Source organism: Cupriavidus taiwanensis LMG 19424 (assembly GCF_000069785.1).
GTDB classification, from domain to species: domain Bacteria; phylum Pseudomonadota; class Gammaproteobacteria; order Burkholderiales; family Burkholderiaceae; genus Cupriavidus; species Cupriavidus taiwanensis.
In genome coordinates this window covers 3,345,756-3,362,114 of sequence record NC_010528.1, presented here as the reverse complement: position 1 = coordinate 3,362,114, position 16,359 = coordinate 3,345,756, and the positions used below count along the sequence as shown (strand labels likewise).

The following is a 16,359-nucleotide window of genomic DNA, read 5'->3' as shown; positions in this document are numbered from 1 at the left end:
CACTCCCCGTGTACCGCCCGGCATGTCATGCCCAGATGCTGCCGGTGCGTGTCGACGCAAAGACTCTACTAGTACCGCGCTTTGCCCGCCGGAGCCAGCGCCGCGTATTACAGTCCGTTACAGAGGTGCAAGGGTCTGGTAATGCCCGGCGCCGGCAAACGCCGTCCGGGCCACAGGGGAGGCCGGAGATGTGTGTAGCGGGGCGCTTGTATGGTTAGACAAACATTATCAGAAAAGCTGCCGCCGGCCATCTCGGCGCCACTGATTTACGCTGTCGACCGACAATTCCCGTGGTCCGGCCTGCACAATCACCGCATCGCCGGCGCGCACTTCGCCCTTGAGCACCACGCTGAGATAGACCCCGGAGTAGCCGCTCTGCACCATGTCGCGCACTGCGTGGCGGTACCCCAGCGCGGCGTTGAACTTGTAGCAGGGCTGGCGCGGGGCCTCCACGCGCAGCAGGGCGGTGCCGACCCGCACCAGGTCGCCGATCCATAGCGCGGACTCCAGCAAACCCTCCAGCGTCAGGTTTTCCCCCATCGCGCCGTAGGGCAGCGGCGGCCCCGAGTCCGGCTGGGCGCAGGCGCGGCGGCGGGCGTTCCACCAGGCGTAGTGCTCAGAGGGGTAGGCGTAGACCGCCTTGTCGAGGCCGCCGTGCACGGTCAGGTCGCCCTGCTCGTCGCCCGCCAGGCCCCGTTGCTGCACCTGGACCCGCAGCGGATGCAGCAGCGTGCTGACCGGATGCTTGCGGATGCCCGACAGCACCACCGCCTCGGTGCCCGCACCCGCCACCACCAGCGGGATGGCCTTGCCCAGGCTGACCGCCAGCACGCGTGCAAGGCCTGGCCGAGGTCTCGAATCGCTCACGTGCGCCCCCGCTTCGTGGTTGTGGAAAGGGATGTGGATAAGCTGCGGATATCCCTGAGGATAACGGGGCGGATAAGGCTGTGGACAAGTGCTTGGTGCGGTTCCTCACAAGGCGCGGGGCGGGCGCCTCGGTGCGCGTTTCAGAGGGAAATCAGAGCTGCTGGGCCGCCTGCGGAGGCTGCCAGCGGCAGCCCAGCAGGCGCGCGCGCTGCGACACCGCCAGCGCCGCCAGCATCAGGCCCGCCGCGCCCCAGTGCAGCGTGTCGGGACCGGCCAAGGTATAGATCGCCGCCCCCGCCATGGCACCTGCGGCCTGGCCCAGGTAGATCGAAGAAGAGTTCAGCGAGATCGACACCGAGGCCCGCTCCGGCGCCAGCAGCACCAGCCGCGCCTGCTGCGCGCTGTTGGTGGCAAAGCCGCCCACGCCCCACAGCATGAACAGCGCCACCAGCGCCACGCTGCCCAGCCCGGCCAGCGGCCACAGCACCATCGCCGCGATAGAGGTCAGCAGCGTCACCTGCACGATCCGGCTGGGCGTGACCCGGTCCATCCGCGACGCCGCCATGGCATTGCCGAAGACCCCGCAGGCACCGTAGGCCAGGAACATCAGGCTGAGCGCGCCGCCGCTGATGCCATAGACATCGCGCATCAGCGGCGCGATATAGGTAAACAGCGTGAACATGCCCGCCGACGAGATCATGGTGGTCAGCACCACCAGCATCACCGGCTTGTGGCGCAGCACCGCGCCCCAGGCCTCGCGCCCGGCCGGCGGTACCATCAGCCCGCGCGGCAGCGCGCGCCACACCGCCGCCGCCACCAGCAGCGCCATCACGCCGACCAGCGCCATGCTGACACGCCAGCCCAGCGTGCTGGCAATCCACGTCCCCAGCGGCACGCCCACCACGCTGGCGACGCTCCAGCCCAGGAACACAAAGCTGATGGCCCGTCCGCGGGTCTGCGCATTGACTAGCAGCGGCAGCGTGGCCGCGGTCTGCGGCGTATAGATCGCCGCCCCGATCGCGGTCAGGAACCGGATCGCCATCAGCGCGGCAAAGCTGGGGGCCAGGGCCGCGGCCAGGTGCATCACCCCATAGACCAGCAGCGAGCCGGCCAGCAACTGCCGGCGGTCGATGCGCGAGCCCAGCGTGGCGAACAGCGGGGCGCCCACGCACGTAGCCAGCGCAAACACCGAGATCAGCTGTCCCGCGCTGGCCGCGCCCAGCCCGAAATCGCCGGCAATGTCGTTCAACATGCCGGTTACGATCATCGCGCCGGTGCCAATGACGAAATTGCCGACGCAGAGCGTGACGAGCCTGGGGTCCATGCCGGCCTTGGGGAGAGGGATCGGCGCGAAGGGCGCCTTGTTGTTGTCAGGGCTGCCGCGGGCCATGGCAGGCCGGGCGGTAAGGAAAGTCCCGAGTGTAGCGGTTTCGCGAAATTCGCGTTCGCGGGGAATAGGCAGGCGCCGGCCGAAGCCAACACCGTCCGAACAAGGCTCGCCTCTCCCGCGCGCGGGAGAGGCGAGCAACCGGCGGAAGCCCGAACCGGCTCAGCGCGTCAGCACCGGCGCCAGTGCCTTCGGGTTGACGATGCAGTCATGCTTGCCGTCCAGCACGTCGAGGATGTTCTGGAAGGCGGTGCGGAAATACAGCTCGTAGCTGTCGCGTTCCACATAGCCCAGGTGCGGCGTGCAGATGCAGTTTTCCATGCGCAGCAGCGCATGGCCCTGCAGGATCGGCTCGGATTCGAAGACGTCGACCGCCGCCATGCCAGGGCGGCCGCGGTTCAGCGCGGTGACCAGGGCGTTTTCTTCCAGCAGTTCGGCGCGGCTGGTATTGACGAACAGCGCGGTCGGCTTCATGGCGGTCAGGTCGGCCTGCTTGACGATGCCGCGGGTGTCGTCGTTCAGCCGCAGGTGCAGCGACAGCACGTCGCTGTCGGCGAACAACTGCTCCTTGGAGGCGGCCACGTCCAGGCCATCGGCGCGCGCGGCTTCCTGTGACGCCTCGCGGCCCCAGACCAGCACCTTCATGCCGAAGGCGCGGCCGTAGCCAGCCAGCAGCCGGCCGATCTTGCCGTAGCCCCAGATCCCCAGCGTCTGGCCGCGCAGCACCTGGCCCAGGCCGAAGTTGGGCGGCATCGTGGTCGATTTCAGTCCCGACTGCTGCCACGCGCCATGCTTCAGGCTGGCCACGTACTGCGGGATGCGGCGCTGGGCGGCCATGATCAGGGCCCAGGTCAGCTCGGCCGGCGCCACCGGCGAGCCCACGCCCTCCAGCACCGCCACGCCGCGGTCGGTGGCGGCATCCAGGTCGATATGGCCGCCGGGCCCCGCGCCGACCCGGCCGGTCTGGCTGATCAGCTTCAGTTTCGGCAGTTTTTCCAGCAGTTGGCGCGTGATGCGGGTGCGTTCGCGGATCAGCACCACGGCTTCCACGTCTGACAGGCGCGCCGCCAGCTGGCCTACGCCCTTGACGGTGTTGTTGAACACCTTGACGTCGTGCCCCTCCAGCAAGCTGAAGCAAGGCAGCTTGCGCACGGCATCCTGGTAATCGTCGAGTACGGCAATCTTCATCGGCAACCCTGGTTATCTTCGGGACGTTGTGCCAGTTGGTGCGCGCGCCCACCGAGGCGCGCGTCGGCCAACAGTATTGTTGTGAAACGTTTGCGAACCCGCACCGGCGCGCCGCAACCCTGGCGCAGCGCGGCGCAAATACCCCGCCGGCCAACGCCGGCAATTGTTGCGCAGCAAAAAACAGGGGGGTGCGCCAGTGGTATCCTTGCCCGCTCCGGTGCCGCCGCGGATTGTCGGTCGAGCGTTGCTCCCGTCACGCGGCTGCCTCCGGACAAAGCCCGGCCGGCAACCGCAGGCCACGCTGCGCGGGCGAAGCGCCACTGTAGCGCAGCCGCCGCGACCGCCGCGACCTTTTGCACAAACCGGGCCGCCGCGGAGTTGTAACGGGATGTGACGCTCCCGATGCGGCCCCTGCAGTAACCCAGCGGCAGTGACGGTTCCGGCCCCCGGCACGCAAGACGACCCGCCGGCCAGGCTTTGCAAGGATTCCTTCCCTTCCTTCCCTTTACAAACCTGGAGTTTGCAGTATGAACCACCCCACGATGCAAGGTACGGCCGCCGTCAATGCGCCGGCCTGGGTCAAGCACCCCAAGCTGATTGCCTGGGTCGCGGAAATCGCCGCGCTGACCAAGCCAGACAACATCTACTGGTGCGACGGCTCGCAGGAAGAATATGACCGCCTGTGCGAGCAGATGGTCGCGGCCGGCACCATGAAGCGGCTGAACCCGGCCAAGCGCAAGAACTCCTTCCTGGCCCTGTCGGACCCGTCAGACGTGGCGCGCGTCGAAGACCGTACCTTCATCTGCTCCGAGAAGCAGGAAGACGCCGGCCCGACCAACAACTGGACCCCGCCGGCCGAGATGCGCCAGACGCTGGCCGGCCTGTTCGACGGCTGCATGCGCGGCCGCACCCTGTATGTGGTGCCGTTCTCGATGGGACCGCTGGGTTCGCCGATCGCCCATATCGGCGTGGAACTGTCCGATTCGCCGTATGTGGCGGTCAATATGCGCATCATGACCCGCATGGGCAAGGCCGTGTACGAGGTGCTGGGTAGCGACGGCGCCTTCGTGCCGTGCGTGCACACCGTGGGCAAGCCGCTGGCGGCTGGCGAGAAAGACGTGGCGTGGCCGTGCAATCCCACCAAGTACATCGTGCATTTCCCGGAAACGCGCGAGATCTGGTCGTTCGGCTCGGGCTACGGCGGCAATGCGCTGCTGGGCAAGAAGTGCTTCGCGCTGCGTATTGCCTCGACCATGGGCCGCGACGAAGGCTGGCTCGCCGAGCACATGCTGATCCTCGGCGTGACCTCGCCCGAGGGCAAGAAATACCATGTCGCCGCCGCCTTCCCGTCGGCCTGCGGCAAGACCAACTTCGCCATGCTGATCCCGCCCAAGGGCTTCGAGGGCTGGAAGGTCACCACCATCGGCGACGACATCGCCTGGATCAAGCCGGGCAAGGACGGCCGCCTGTACGCGATCAACCCGGAAGCCGGCTACTTCGGCGTGGCGCCGGGCACCAGCGAGAAGACCAACTACAACGCGATGGCGACGCTGAAGGAAAACGTCATCTTCACCAACGTGGCGCTGACCGACGACGGCGACGTCTGGTGGGAAGGCATGACCAAGGAAGCGCCCGCGCACCTGATCGACTGGCAGGGCAAGGACTGGACCCCGGAGATCGCCAAGGCCACCGGCGCCAAGGCCGCGCACCCGAACGCGCGCTTCACCGCGCCCGCGTCGCAATGCCCGTCGATCGACGACAACTGGGACAACCCGGCCGGCGTACCCATCGATGCGTTCATCTTCGGCGGCCGCCGCTCGACCACGGTGCCGCTGGTGACCGAGGCACGCGACTGGACCGAAGGCGTCTACATGGCCGCCACCATGGGCTCGGAAACCACCGCCGCGGCCGCCGGCCAGCAAGGCGTGGTGCGCCGCGACCCGTTCGCCATGCTGCCGTTCTGCGGCTACAACATGAGCGACTACTTCGGCCACTGGCTCGAACTGGGCAAGAAGCTCGAAGCCGCGGGCGCGAAGCTGCCGAAGATCTACTGCGTCAACTGGTTCCGCAAGGATGCCGACGGCAACTTCGTGTGGCCGGGCTTTGGCGAGAACATGCGCGTGCTGTCGTGGATGATCGACCGCGTCGAAGGCCGGGGGCAGGGCGCCGAGCATGTGTTCGGCACCTCGCCGCGCTACCAGGACCTGAACTGGAACGGCGTCGAGTTCTCGCCGGCGCAGTTCGAGCAGGTGACCTCGATCGACCGCGACGCCTGGCAGAAGGAGCTGGCGCTGCATGACGAGCTGTTCACGCAACTGAAGCACCATCTGCCGCAGGCACTGGCGCAGACGCGCGCGGCGCTCGGCAAGCGACTCGACGGCTAAGCGACCGACGTCGTGAGCCAGCCAGCGCCCGCCTTCCAAGGCGGGCGTTTTTTATGCGCCCTCGCTGTCCCCCAGCGTCTCCACGGCATACTTCACCAGCCCGGCCCGCCCCTCGATCCCCAGCTTGCGCTTCAGGTTCAGCCGGTGGGTCTCGACGGTGCGCACCGACACCCCCAGCTGCGCCGCGATCTCCTTGTTGGCCAGGCCGCGCCCGATGCCGCGCAGGATATCGCGCTCGCGCGGCGTGAGCGCATCGAGCGGGCCGGCCGCGGGGCTTTGCTCGGCGATGCCGCGCGCGATGCGGGCGCTGTAGAACACGCGTCCCGCCAGCACCGAGCGGATCGCCGCGATCAGCTCGTCGGCCGGGGCGTCCTTGAGCACATAGCCGCGCGCGCCGGCGCGCACGGCCTGGCGCACATATTCCAGGTTGTCATGCATCGACACGATCAGCACCGCCAGCTCGGGATAGCGGTCGTGCAGCGCCGCCGCCAGCGCAATGCCGCCCATGCCGCGCATGCCGATATCGGTGATCACCAGGTCCGGCATGTCGGCCGCGCCGGCGCGCTCCAGCCACGCCAGCGCGGCTTCGCCGTCATCGGCTTCGCCCACCACGCGCAGCCCGGGCTGCAGCGCCAGGTGCATGCGCATGCCGTCGCGCACCAGCGCGTGATCGTCGATCAGCAGCACGCGGGCGGGCGCTTCGTTGTCTTCGCTATGGTCGGCAAGAAACTGGATCATGACTGCGAGGGTACTGCGGAAATGGCCTGGCGCGCGCTCGCCGCGGGGAGGGCCAGCGGCAGCGAGGCAATGATCTGGGTGCCGCCCAGGCCGGAAGCGATGTCGAACTGCCCGCACAGCGCGGCGATGCGCTCGCGCAGGTTGCGCAGGCCAATGCCCCGCTGCGGGTCGGCCTGCATGCGCGCGACATCGAAACCGTGGCCGTCGTCGCGCACGGCCAGGCGCGTGGCATCGGCATCGAAGGCGAGCGACACCGACACGCGCCGGGCGCCGGCGTGGCGCTCCACGTTGGTCAGCGCTTCCTGGGCGATGCGGAACAGCGCCGTGGCCTGCTCGTCGGGCAGTTCGCGCGGGGTGCCGCTTTGCGTCACCACGATCTCGAGGCCGCTGCCTCCCTGCATCTCGCGCGCGAGATGCTGCAGCGCAGCGAACAGCCCCAGGTCATCGAGCAGCGCCGGGCGCAGGTTGCGCGCCACCCGCCGCACTTCATTGAAGACCGTGTCGAGCCGGTTCAGCGCCATGCCCAGCACCGGCGCCACCGCCGCGCCTTCGGACGGGGCCAGGCGCAGCCGGTTGGCGGCGGTTTCCAGCACCAGCTTGACCGAGACCAGCAACTGGCTGATGCCGTCGTGCAGCTCGCGCGACAGCCGCGCGCGCTCTTCTTCCTGCGACTGCACCACGCGCTGCGCCAGCTGGCGCAGCTTGGCGTCGGCCTCGCGGTGCTCGCTGACGTTCAGCGCCAGGCCGCTGGCCGCCACCAGCAGGATGCTGATGCCGGCGATCACGCCAATCCACGCCATGGTCTCGCGGATATCGGTCTCGGCACGCGCGTCGAGCTGGCGCAGCGTGCTTTCGACGTCATCCAGGTAGATGCCGGTGCCGAGCATCCAGCCCCATTCGGGCACCGCCACCACGTAGCCGAGCTTGGGCGCCAGCTGCTGCGACGAAGGCTTGCGCCACTGGTAGCGCACCGCGCCGCCGCCGCCCTTGGCCGCGGCGATCAGCTGCTGGATGGTGGGCGCGCCCTGCGGGTCGCGCAGCGCCCACAGATCCTGGCCGACCAGCTCAGGCTGGCGCGGATGCATCAGGTTGCGGCCCTGCAGGTCGTACAGGAAGAAGTAGCCATCGGGGCCATAGTCCAGCCGGGCCAGCGCTTCCATCGCCGCCTGGCGCGTGGCCGCGTCGTTGCGGCCGGAGCGCACCAGCGGCGCAATCGCGCTCTGCGCCAGCTCCACGTAGTGGCGCAGCTCGGTCTCCTTGCTCTGCAGGTAGGCGGCCTCGACCAGTTCGCGCTCGTGCTGCGCGAGCTGGGTCGCCTGGAAGCGCACCGCCAGCGCGATGCCGAGCATCGCCACCGCAAGCGGCGCCACGGCGAGCAACAGGATTTTCTGGCGGAGTTTCATACAGGACCGGGGGAGCGGGGGTAAACACCGATGCCGCGCAGGCGGCATGCCACCGTCGACTTGCGTAGTACTACGCAGAAGTGCTGCGTAGTTACGCGCTTGTGCCGGGTTTGGCGGCTGTCAATACTACACGCCGGACGCGCAAGCCGCCCCAACATGCGGCGCGGGTCCACGCAGTTGGTGCACCGCCTACCCGGTTGGTGCATCGCCTGCCTGCAAGACGAGATCCGGAAACGACACGAACCGGGCGCGCAGCCATTCATTCCAGCACCCCAGGAGACCCCTCACCGCCGGATTGCCCTCGCTGCCCGCCCCAGGCGCGCCCGCCGCCGACCCGCCCGTTGCCAGTTGCCAGTCCTTCGCCGCCGCAGGCTTTCCAAATCCCGGTCTGAGGAGACCTTCACTATGAATCGCATCGGAGAACACCTGGTGTGGCTGGCCGTCGCCATCCTTGGCGCGTTTGCCTTCGGCACCGTCGCGCTGGCGCGCGGCGAAGCCGTCAGCGCGCTGTGGATCGTGGTTGCCGCGCTCTGCATCTACCTGATCGCCTATCGGTACTACAGCCGCTTTATCGCCGACAAGGTGATGCAGCTCGATCCCAAGCGGATGACGCCCGCGTGGCGCCATAACGATGGCCTGGACTACGTGCCGACCAACAAGGCAGTGCTGTTCGGCCACCACTTCGCCGCCATCGCCGGCGCCGGCCCGCTGGTGGGCCCGGTGCTGGCCGCGCAGATGGGCTATATGCCCGGCATGCTGTGGCTGCTGGCCGGCGTGGTGTTCGCCGGCGCGGTGCAGGACTTCATGGTGCTGTTCATCTCCACGCGCCGCGACGGCCGCTCGCTGGGCGACCTGGTCAAGTCCGAGATGGGCACGGTGCCGGGCATGATCGCGCTGTTCGGCTGCTTCATGATCATGATCATCATCCTGGCGGTGCTGGCGCTGATCGTGGTGAAGGCGCTGGCGGACTCGCCGTGGGGCACCTTCACCGTGGCGGTGACCATCCCCATCGCCATCTTCATGGGCATCTACACCCGCTACATCCGCCCGGGCCGCATCGGCGAGGTGTCGGTGATCGGCTTCGTGCTGCTGATGCTGGCGATCATCGGCGGCCAGTACGTGCATGAAAGTGCGACGCTGGCGCCGCTGTTCACCTACGACGGCAAAGCGCTGACCTGGATGCTGATCATCTACGGCTTTGTCGCCGCCGTGCTGCCGGTGTGGCTGCTGCTGGCCCCGCGCGACTACCTGTCGACCTTCCTGAAGATCGGCACCATCATCGCGCTGGCCGTCGGCATCCTGATCGTCGCGCCGGAGCTGAAGATGCCGGCCTTCACGCAGTTCGCCGCGGGCGGCGGCCCGGTGTGGTCGGGCAACCTGTTCCCGTTCCTCTTCATCACCATCGCCTGCGGCGCGGTGTCGGGCTTCCACGCGCTGATCTCGTCGGGCACCACGCCCAAGCTGCTGGAGAACGAGACCCACGCGCGCTTCATCGGCTACGGCGCGATGCTGGCCGAGTCCTTCGTCGCCATCATGGCGCTGGTGGCCGCCGCGGTGATCGAGCCGGGCGTGTACTTCGCCATGAACAGCCCGGCCGCCGTGATCGGCACCACGCCGGAGGCGGTGGCGCAGGCGGTGTCGACCTGGGGCTTCGTGATCACGCCCGACGTGCTGGTGCAGACCGCCAAGGACGTCGGCGAGAACACCATCATCTCGCGCGCCGGCGGCGCACCGACGCTGGCCGTGGGCATCGCCCACATCCTGCACCAGGTGGTCGGCGGCCAGGCCATGATGGCGTTCTGGTACCACTTTGCCATCCTGTTCGAGGCACTCTTCATCCTGACCGCCGTCGACGCGGGCACCCGCGCCGGCCGCTTCATGCTGCAGGACCTGCTGGGCAGCTTCGTGCCGTCGATGAAGCGCACCGACTCGCTGCCGGCCAACCTGATCGCCACCGCGCTGACCGTGGCGGCCTGGGGCTACTTCCTGTACCAGGGGGTGGTCGATCCGCTGGGCGGCATCAACACGCTGTGGCCGCTGTTCGGCATCTCCAACCAGATGCTGGCCGCGGTAGCGCTGGTGCTGGGCACCTGCGTGCTGGTCAAGATGAAGCGCGGCCAGTACGCCTGGGTCACGCTGGTCCCGACCGTCTGGCTGCTGATCTGCACGCTGACCGCCGGCTGGCAGAAGCTGTTCCATGCCGACCCGAAGGTCAGTTTCCTGACCCACGCGTCGAAGTTCAGCGCCGCCATCGCCGAAGGCAAGGTGCTGGCACCGGCCAAGTCGATGGAGCAGATGCACCGCATCGTCTTCAACGACTACCTGGACGCCGGCCTGTGTGCGCTGTTCATGGTGGTGGTGCTGTCGATCGTGTGCTACGGCTTCAAGACCGCGATGCAGGCGCGCGCCGTGAACCGTCCGACCGACAAGGAAACGCCGTTCGAGCCGCTGCCGGGCGCCGCTTCGGCCCAGTCCTGATCCCTATCGACAAGGAGCCGCCATGCTGGAACAACTTGGCACCATGGGCCGGTACCTCGGGCAGTCGCTGCGGCTGATGGTCGGGCTGCCCGACTACCAGACCTACGTGGCGCATATGGAAAGCACGCACCCCGACCGTGCGCCGATGAGCTACGAGGAGTTTTTCCGCGAGCGCCAGGAAGCGCGCTACGGCGGCGGGCAGGGCAAGTGCTGCTAAAGGCAGGCTGATCATCGCCGCCGAACCTGGGTCGGCGGCGGACAATGCAGACAGGCGATCACATGATCGCCTGTCTTTTTATTAAGTGTTGTATTTTCACCGCGCCTTTGTAGTGGTCCGATACCGTTTCTGCAGGGGGTTACAGGGCTTTACAGGTGGTTACAGCAAGGCTGCGGCACCTTATCTACACTTGCGACACATCATGGCAATTCGAGGAAAAAACATATGACTCGCCATCCCGTTCGCAACCTGACCGTTGCCCTTGCCCTGGCGGCCTGCGCGCTGCCGGCTGTCGCGGGCGACATGAACAATGCCCTGGGCGGCGCCCTGGGCGGCGTCGCCGGTGCCGCAGTCGGCGGCGCGCTGGGCGGCAGCACCGGTGCGGTGATCGGCGGTGCGGTGGGCGGCGGCGCGGGTGGCGCTGTCACGTCCAATCGCCGCGAGCGTACCGGCGCCATCATCGGCGGCGCGCTGGGCGGCGGTGCCGGTACCGCGGCAGGCAATGCCATGGGCGGACGCACCGGCGGCCTGATCGGCGCCGGCCTGGGTGGCGGCGCCGGCGCGGCGCTTGGCGGCAATATCTCGCGCAACAACTCGTACGACGATGACCGCCGCTATTACAACAAGAGCCATTACAAGCGCAAAAAGCACAAGCACCATCATCACCACTACGACGATTGAGTCGCAGCGGGGTCAGCAAAACGGGCCGGCATGGCCCGTTTTTCTTTGGGCGCTTCACCGGCTCCCCGGCTAATTGCATTGCGGCGTCTGGCATAATCGAATGCAGTCTGGCGTCGAGTTTGCCGGCATCCGAAACAAAGAAGCCCGCTACCGGGACCGGTGCGGGCTTCTTCCCCAATAAAGCGGGAGAGGCGCGGAGCGCTCTCACTAAAGACCTGTGGAGACCAGGTTCAAGCGGTGGACGCCGCCGGCTCAGAGCGGCGCGCGATCGGTCGTGGTGTCGTACTTGGCGCCTTCCGAGAAGGTGTCGAACTTGCCGGTACGGGCGCCGTCGGTAAAGGCGTCGAACTTGCCGGCCTTGGCACCATCCGTGTACGGGTCGAACTTGCCGGCACGGGCACCGTCGGCATAGACGTCGAAGCTGGCTACCTTGGCGCCGTCGGTATAGACATCGAACTTGCCGGTCTTGGCAAAGGCCGGGGCTGCCGACAGTGCGGCAGCGATGGTGGCGACAGCGATCAGGGCGTAACGGTTGGTTTTCATGATTCAGGCCTTTCTTGTAGCGTGGATGCCTGATCCGGCACCTTCGGGGGAAGGGCATGTTGCATTGCGGCATCCGATGGCTAGATATTAGGCATTTCCCTCATATCAATAAATATCAGGATCCACAATGATTAGTTTTGATTCGGACAATAAAATAAGCTGATTGCGTAAGAATTCAGCAAAGAAACGGGAGACTATGTCATGGATCGCCTGCAGTCGATGCGTGTGTTTTCCAAAGTGGTGGAACTCGGCAGCTTCGCGCGTGCAGCGCAGCAGCTGGAAATGTCCAACGCGGTCGTCACGCGCTACGTGGCCGACCTGGAAAGCCACCTCGGCACGCGCCTGCTCAACCGCACCACGCGCAGCCTGTCGCTGACCGATGCGGGCGAGACCTACCTGCAGCGCTGCCAGCAGATCCTGGAAGACGTGGAGGAAGCCGAAAGCGTGGTGACGGCTCGCAGCCAGTCGCTGTCCGGCACGCTGCGCCTGGTGACGCCGGTGATGTTCGGCCTGCACCTGCTGCCCGAGCTGCTGTCGCGCTTCCAGCAGCTGTATCCGGACGTGGTCTTCGACGTGATCCTGTCGGACCGCAATGTCGATATCGTCGAGGAAGGGCGCGACGTGGCCGTGATGCTGTCCGACCTGGGGCTGGGCTCGCACCTGGTGGCGCGCCCGCTGTTGTCGGCCGAAGTCATCCTGTGCGCCTCGCCCGGCTATGTCGCGGCGCATGCGCCGATCCGCCATGCCCATGAGCTGAGCCACCATCGCTGCATCGCCATGCGCCTGCCCAACGCCGAGCACGAATGGACGCTGCTCGGGCCCGAAGGGGAGGTAACCGTGCCGATCCGCCCGGGGCTGCTGTGCAGCAACGCCGAGCTGGCGCACCAGGCCGCGCTGGCCGACATGGGCGTGGCCATGCTCTCGTCCTACCTGGCGCGGCCCAATATCGACGCGGGCCGGCTGGTGCGCGTGCTGCCGCAATACCAGTTGCCCCGGCGCGATGTCAGCGTGGTCTATCCGAGCCGCAAGTTCCTGCCTACCAAGGTGCGCGCCTTTATCGATTTCCTGCTGGAAGAAGGGCAGGTGCGGGGCAAGGATGCGCACCCGGCCGCCAGCCTGGGCGTCCACGCCGTGCGCACCTGATCGGCCGCGTCCGCGCGGCGCGCCGCAGAAAACAAGACGCCCGGCCATGCCGGGCGTTTTTGCTTGGCTGGCTTACTCGCCGGCCGCTGCCGCGCGTGTCTTCTTTGCCGCGGCGGTCTTGGCGGGAGCCTTCTTTGCCGCGGCCTTCTTCGCCGGGGCCTTGGCGGCTGCGGTCTTGGCGGCCGTCTTGGACGCAGTCTTGGCGGCGGTCTTGGTAGCCGGCGCCGCTTCGGCTTCGGCGGTGCCGCGCGATGCCGCCTTGGCCGGGGCCTTGGCAGCGCTCTTGGCGCCGGCCTTGGGCTCGCGCGCCTCGAACTCGAAGCCGATCTTGCCGTCCGGCTGCTTGACCAGGAAGGCCTTGAAGTTGCGACCGGTGCGCGATGACTTGAAGCCGGTCAGCAGGTCGGTCTTGCCTTCGTTGAGCAGCTTGCCGATCTGCTCGCGGCTGATTTCCTGCTGCAGGATGATCTTGCCGGTGGTGAAGTCGCAGCTCTTGGGGCTGGTCGTGCTGTTCTCGCAGACGTATTTCATGCCGTGCTCGAACACCGAGCCGCCGCACTTCGGGCACGTTCCTACCGGCTGCTGGCCGCTGAAGTCGACCGGCTCGCCGTCGTTGTCGTCGTCGTTCTGGCCGAAGTCGAATTCCATCTTGTAATGGCCTTCGTCGTCCTTGCCCAGCTTGAGGATGGCGGCAAACGGGCGGCCCATCTTGCTGCGGAAGCCCTGCAGCGGACCGATCTCTTTCTTCTGCAGCAGTTCTTCGACTTCCTCGATCTCGAACTGGCGGCCGCCCGGGATCTTGCTGATCGAGAATTCGCACGCGGTGCAGGCAAAGCGGCGATAGTTCTCCTTGACCTGTCCGCCGCACTGCGGGCACGGCGTGTCCAGCGTGGCGTAATCGCCGGGGATGGTATCGCTGTCGTATTCCTTGGCGCGCTTGACGATCTGCTGCGTCATCTGCGCGATCTCGCGCATGAACTCGTCGCGCTTGAGACGGCCGCGCTCGATCTGCGAGAGCTTGTGCTCCCACTCGCCGGTCAGTTCCGCCTGCGTCAGTTCCTGCACGCCCAGGCCGCGCAGCAGCGTCATCAGCTGGAACGCCTTGGCGGTCGGGATCAGCTCGCGTCCTTCGCGCACCAGGTACTTCTCGGTCAGCAGCCCTTCGATGATCGCCGCGCGCGTGGCCGGCGTGCCCAGGCCCTTGCCGGCCATGGCTTCGCGCAGCGCGTCATCGTCGACCAGCTTGCCGGCGCCTTCCATCGCCGACAGCAGCGTGGCTTCGTTGTAGCGAGCGGGCGGCTTGGTGGTCAGCCCGACGCCCTCGACCTTGTCGGTCTTGACCTTTTCATCCTTGGCCACGGGCACCAGATTGGCGGCGTCCTTGTCGCCCTGGGCCTCGCGCCCGTAGATCACCAGCCAGCCCGGGTTGACCAGCACCTTGCCTTCGGTCTTGAAGTGGTGGCCGGCAACTTCGGTAATGCGCGTGGTGACCTGGAACTCGGCCGCCGGGAAGAACACCGCCAGGAAGCGGCGCACCACCAGGTCGTACAGCTTCTGTTCCGGCTCCGACAGGTTCTTGGGCGCCTGCAGCGTCGGGATGATGGCGAAGTGGTCGCTGATCTTGCTGTTGTCGAAGATCTTCTTGTTCGGGCGAACCCAACCCTGCGCCAGGATTTTCTTGGCGTGCGGCAGGTAATTGGGCGAGCTGTCGGCCAGCATGTCCATGGTCTGCTTGACCGTGTCCATGTAGTCCTCGGGCAGCGCGCGCGCGTCGGTACGCGGGTAGGTCAGGACCTTGTGCTTTTCATACAGGGCCTGCGCCAGGCCGAGCGTATTCTTGGCCGAGAAGCCGAAGCGCGAGTTGGCCTCGCGCTGCAGCGTGGTCAGGTCGAACAGCGCCGGCGACTGCTGCGTCGACGGCCTGGATTCCTCGGTGACGGTGCCGGGCTTGTCGCGGCAGGCGGCGACGATGCTCTTGGCCTCGGCCTCGCTCCACAGCCGCGACTCGCGCGCCTCGGGGTCGAACTCGTTCTTCTTGAACTTGGGATCGAACCAGCGGCCTTCATACAGGCCGGCGGCGGCGATGAACTCGGCGCGCACTTCCCAGTAGTCGCGCGGGACGAAGTGCTTGATCTTCTCTTCGCGCTCGACCACGATCGACAGCGTCGGCGTCTGCACGCGGCCCACGGTAGTCAGGAAGAAGCCGCCGCCCTTGCTGTTGAACGCGGTCATGGCACGCGTGCCGTTGATGCCGACCAGCCAGTCGGCCTCGGAGCGGCAGCGCGCGGCGTCGGCCAGCGGCAGCATGTCTTCGTCTTCGCGCAGCGCGGCAAAGCCGTCGCGGATCGCCTGCGGCGTCATCGATTGCAGCCACAGCCGGCGCACCGGCTGCTTGGCCTTGGCCTGCTGAGCGATCAGGCGAAAAATCAGTTCCCCTTCGCGCCCCGCGTCGCAGGCGTTGATCAGCGTGGTCACATCCTTGCGCTTGATCAGCCGGTTCAGCACCTTCAGGCGCGATTCGGTCTTCGCGATCGGGCGCAGGTCGAAATGCGGCGGGATCACCGGCAGGTTGGCGAAGCTCCACTTGCCACGCTTGACCTCATATTCGTCCGGCGCGGCGATCTCTACCAGGTGGCCGACGGCGGAGGACAGCACGTAGTCATCGCTCTCGAAATACTCGTCGTGCTTGGTAAACCCCCCGAGGGCACGGGCGATATCCGCCGCGACCGACGGTTTTTCCGCGATGATGAGGGCTTTTGACATGGGAAGGGTCCTTGCGGGCTGCATCCGGCAACCCGCTAATTGCACTGCAAACGTAGTAATCAGAACGCCGGGGGGCTATGAGGCGCCAATAATAAGCGCGGTTTCGACGGCGGTGCAAGCCAGCCTCATGGCGGCTCCCTTGCCGTCGCGCGCGCCGCCTAGGCGCCGCCGCGCCCCCCGTCAAGCAACCAGTCCAGCACGTGGGGCATATCTTCCGTGGGCGCCGGCATGGCCGCGCCGCGCGCAAGCATGCGCTCGAGCACCTCGATATGCGGCAGCAGGGTGCCATAGAACTGCGGCGCCCCGCCTGCCGCCGGCTGCACCAGCACGGTCGGAAAATTCTCGATATCGATATCCCCCAGCGCATCCGCGTGGGTCTCGATATCGATCCAGACAAAGCAGTCATCCGGATAGCGTGCCGCCAGCGCCGTCAACGCCGTCAGGTAATCCCGGCATGTGCCGCACCACTGCGCGCACAGGCAGGCTACCAGACGGCCCTGTGGCCGCGCCGCCAGGCAGTCGGCGATGGCGCCGGCGTCACGTTCAGGAAAGTAAACGGTCATGGCA

The 16,359-nt window shown here is 67.0% G+C and carries 13 protein-coding genes; 5 read left to right on the top strand and 8 right to left on the bottom strand.

Annotated elements, in window-relative coordinates; translation table 11 throughout:
- Nucleotides 1-228: 228 nt before the first annotated feature.
- From RALTA_RS15500 to RALTA_RS15490, 3 genes are all read right to left on the bottom strand, one after another.
- Nucleotides 229-867, bottom strand: coding sequence for an MOSC domain-containing protein (locus RALTA_RS15500; protein ID WP_012354353.1), 639 nt, complete (start codon nucleotides 865-867; stop codon nucleotides 229-231).
- Between the two features lie 151 nt (nucleotides 868-1,018).
- Nucleotides 1,019-2,191 (bottom strand): MFS transporter, encoded by a 1,173-nt coding sequence (locus RALTA_RS15495; RefSeq protein WP_012354352.1) that lies wholly within the window; start codon nucleotides 2,189-2,191, stop codon nucleotides 1,019-1,021.
- A gap of 225 nt (nucleotides 2,192-2,416) precedes the next feature.
- Nucleotides 2,417-3,442: a D-2-hydroxyacid dehydrogenase family protein gene (locus RALTA_RS15490; protein WP_012354351.1), complete on the bottom strand. Its 1,026-nt coding sequence runs from the start codon at nucleotides 3,440-3,442 to the stop codon at nucleotides 2,417-2,419.
- Nucleotides 3,443-3,969: 527 nt separating this feature from the next.
- On the opposite strand from RALTA_RS15490, the gene RALTA_RS15485 reads away from it, so the two are divergent.
- Nucleotides 3,970-5,826 (top strand): phosphoenolpyruvate carboxykinase (GTP), encoded by a 1,857-nt coding sequence (locus tag RALTA_RS15485; RefSeq protein ID WP_012354350.1) that lies wholly within the window; start codon nucleotides 3,970-3,972, stop codon nucleotides 5,824-5,826.
- 51 nt (nucleotides 5,827-5,877) lie between these two features.
- Here the strand turns inward: RALTA_RS15485 and RALTA_RS15480 are convergent, their stop codons facing one another.
- Complete coding sequence (locus RALTA_RS15480; RefSeq protein ID WP_012354349.1) at nucleotides 5,878-6,564, bottom strand: response regulator; 687 nt, start codon at nucleotides 6,562-6,564, stop codon at nucleotides 5,878-5,880.
- Nucleotides 6,561-7,967 carry a cache domain-containing protein gene (locus RALTA_RS15475; protein ID WP_041232232.1) on the bottom strand — a complete coding sequence of 469 codons (1,407 nt, stop codon included), beginning with the start codon at nucleotides 7,965-7,967 and terminating at the stop codon, nucleotides 6,561-6,563. The genes RALTA_RS15480 and RALTA_RS15475 overlap by 4 nt, the downstream gene beginning before the upstream one ends.
- A 405-nt stretch (nucleotides 7,968-8,372) precedes the next feature.
- Here RALTA_RS15475 and RALTA_RS15470 point away from each other — a divergent pair, with 405 nt between their 5' ends.
- The 3 genes from RALTA_RS15470 to RALTA_RS15460 all read left to right on the top strand — a co-directional run bounded on the left by RALTA_RS15470 (nucleotide 8,373) and on the right by RALTA_RS15460 (nucleotide 11,343).
- Nucleotides 8,373-10,445 (top strand): carbon starvation CstA family protein, encoded by a 2,073-nt coding sequence (locus RALTA_RS15470; RefSeq protein WP_012354347.1) that lies wholly within the window; start codon nucleotides 8,373-8,375, stop codon nucleotides 10,443-10,445.
- 22 nt (nucleotides 10,446-10,467) lie between these two features.
- A complete protein-coding gene (locus tag RALTA_RS15465; protein ID WP_012354346.1) occupies nucleotides 10,468-10,662 on the top strand; it encodes a YbdD/YjiX family protein in 195 nt (64 codons plus the stop codon).
- Nucleotides 10,663-10,887: 225 nt separating this feature from the next.
- Nucleotides 10,888-11,343 carry a hypothetical protein gene (locus tag RALTA_RS15460; protein WP_012354345.1) on the top strand — a complete coding sequence of 152 codons (456 nt, stop codon included), beginning with the start codon at nucleotides 10,888-10,890 and terminating at the stop codon, nucleotides 11,341-11,343.
- Nucleotides 11,344-11,595: 252 nt separating this feature from the next.
- On the opposite strand, the gene RALTA_RS15455 is transcribed toward RALTA_RS15460, so the two are convergent.
- Entirely contained in the window at nucleotides 11,596-11,886 is a 291-nt protein-coding gene (locus RALTA_RS15455; RefSeq protein WP_012354344.1) for a hypothetical protein, read from the bottom strand.
- A 201-nt stretch (nucleotides 11,887-12,087) separates the two neighbouring features.
- On the opposite strand from RALTA_RS15455, the gene RALTA_RS15450 reads away from it, so the two are divergent.
- Nucleotides 12,088-13,029: a LysR family transcriptional regulator gene (locus tag RALTA_RS15450; RefSeq protein ID WP_012354343.1), complete on the top strand. Its 942-nt coding sequence runs from the start codon at nucleotides 12,088-12,090 to the stop codon at nucleotides 13,027-13,029.
- Nucleotides 13,030-13,101: 72 nt separating this feature from the next.
- Here RALTA_RS15450 and RALTA_RS15445 read toward each other — a convergent pair whose 3' ends face one another.
- Together RALTA_RS15445 and RALTA_RS15440 are read right to left on the bottom strand one after the other, a co-directional pair.
- Complete coding sequence (locus RALTA_RS15445; protein WP_012354342.1) at nucleotides 13,102-15,792, bottom strand: DNA topoisomerase III; 2,691 nt, start codon at nucleotides 15,790-15,792, stop codon at nucleotides 13,102-13,104.
- A gap of 158 nt (nucleotides 15,793-15,950) precedes the next feature.
- Nucleotides 15,951-16,355 carry a thioredoxin family protein gene (locus RALTA_RS15440; RefSeq protein WP_012354341.1) on the bottom strand — a complete coding sequence of 135 codons (405 nt, stop codon included), beginning with the start codon at nucleotides 16,353-16,355 and terminating at the stop codon, nucleotides 15,951-15,953.
- Nucleotides 16,356-16,359 lie beyond the last annotated feature (4 nt).

What these genes read in the sequence shown, in the direction of transcription:
- RALTA_RS15490 (WP_012354351.1), bottom strand. Translation starts at nt 3,442, where the DNA reads ATGAAGATTGCCGTACTCGACGATTACCAGGATGCCGTGCGCAAGCTG.
- RALTA_RS15460 (WP_012354345.1), top strand. Translation starts at nt 10,888, where the DNA reads ATGACTCGCCATCCCGTTCGCAACCTGACCGTTGCCCTTGCCCTGGCG.
- RALTA_RS15470 (WP_012354347.1), top strand. Translation starts at nt 8,373, where the DNA reads ATGAATCGCATCGGAGAACACCTGGTGTGGCTGGCCGTCGCCATCCTT.
- RALTA_RS15465 (WP_012354346.1), top strand. Translation starts at nt 10,468, where the DNA reads ATGCTGGAACAACTTGGCACCATGGGCCGGTACCTCGGGCAGTCGCTG.
- RALTA_RS15450 (WP_012354343.1), top strand. Translation starts at nt 12,088, where the DNA reads ATGGATCGCCTGCAGTCGATGCGTGTGTTTTCCAAAGTGGTGGAACTC.
- RALTA_RS15485 (WP_012354350.1), top strand. Translation starts at nt 3,970, where the DNA reads ATGAACCACCCCACGATGCAAGGTACGGCCGCCGTCAATGCGCCGGCC.
- RALTA_RS15495 (WP_012354352.1), bottom strand. Translation starts at nt 2,191, where the DNA reads ATGGACCCCAGGCTCGTCACGCTCTGCGTCGGCAATTTCGTCATTGGC.
- RALTA_RS15480 (WP_012354349.1), bottom strand. Translation starts at nt 6,564, where the DNA reads ATGATCCAGTTTCTTGCCGACCATAGCGAAGACAACGAAGCGCCCGCC.
- RALTA_RS15440 (WP_012354341.1), bottom strand. Translation starts at nt 16,355, where the DNA reads ATGACCGTTTACTTTCCTGAACGTGACGCCGGCGCCATCGCCGACTGC.
- RALTA_RS15475 (WP_041232232.1), bottom strand. Translation starts at nt 7,967, where the DNA reads ATGAAACTCCGCCAGAAAATCCTGTTGCTCGCCGTGGCGCCGCTTGCG.
- RALTA_RS15445 (WP_012354342.1), bottom strand. Translation starts at nt 15,792, where the DNA reads ATGTCAAAAGCCCTCATCATCGCGGAAAAACCGTCGGTCGCGGCGGAT.
- RALTA_RS15455 (WP_012354344.1), bottom strand. Translation starts at nt 11,886, where the DNA reads ATGAAAACCAACCGTTACGCCCTGATCGCTGTCGCCACCATCGCTGCC.